The organism is Sporolactobacillus shoreicorticis, from assembly GCF_024125445.1.
GTDB classification, from domain to species: Bacteria; Bacillota; Bacilli; order Bacillales; family Sporolactobacillaceae; genus Sporolactobacillus; species Sporolactobacillus shoreicorticis.
The window spans coordinates 1-578 of the sequence record NZ_JAMXWM010000100.1; the positions used below are offsets into that span (position 1 = coordinate 1).

Consider the following 578-nt stretch of genomic DNA (forward strand, 5'->3'; position numbering starts at 1 on the left):
ATTTGATGATTAAAAAGCATTTACGTTCAATACCGGTCAATTGAGCATTACCTTTTTCATCTTCTTTACGCAATTCATTGACGGTGATCCAATATAGTTTGTGCTGAAGCTTAGCTGCCTTTCGTGCCAATTTTGGACGGCTTTCATTTCTAAAGTCAGTCTCCGCTTTCACACAAAGTTGGAATAAATGTGTGACTTTATCTGAGTCCATCACTTTCATCGCCCCTCTCGAACTTCACGTCTCATCTGAACGAACATTTTTGTTGGGTATTGAATCTTAACCAATTTCTTGCTATCCCATTTCATATCCCGTGAAAATCCAACGATAAACTCGTTATAATATTTGACCTGCTGATTCTTGATCCAACGAACAAAATGAGGTCTAATTTCATTTTGTGAATGAGTGAGATGCTTCTTCTCAAGTTCGCAGAAACTGGTGAATAATAAAGCTGACTTAGCTGTTTTCTCAGTGATACGAGCCATTTTTTCTTCAAACGATTCAGTACGATCCACTGCAAGATTCATAGTTTTCAGCTCCCTTGATTTCCCCAAGATTGATCGCAGTCAATCCCAGTTTC

The 578-nt window shown here is 38.4% G+C and carries 2 protein-coding genes; both read right to left on the minus strand.

The annotated features are described in order from the left end of the window. On the minus strand, positions 1-214 hold a 214-nt coding region (locus NIE88_RS22175), incomplete at its 3' end, for a hypothetical protein (RefSeq protein WP_253065727.1). Positions 215-216: 2 nt separating this feature from the next. Next, positions 217-525 carry a hypothetical protein gene (locus NIE88_RS22180; RefSeq protein WP_253065729.1) on the minus strand — a complete coding sequence of 103 codons (309 nt, stop codon included), beginning with the start codon at positions 523-525 and terminating at the stop codon, positions 217-219. Positions 526-578: the final 53 nt, after the last annotated feature.

Bases quoted from the DNA above. Each gene is read 5' to 3' on its own strand.
- NIE88_RS22180 (WP_253065729.1), bottom strand. From the start codon at position 525: ATGAATCTTGCAGTGGATCGTACTGAATCGTTTGAAGAAAAAATGGCT.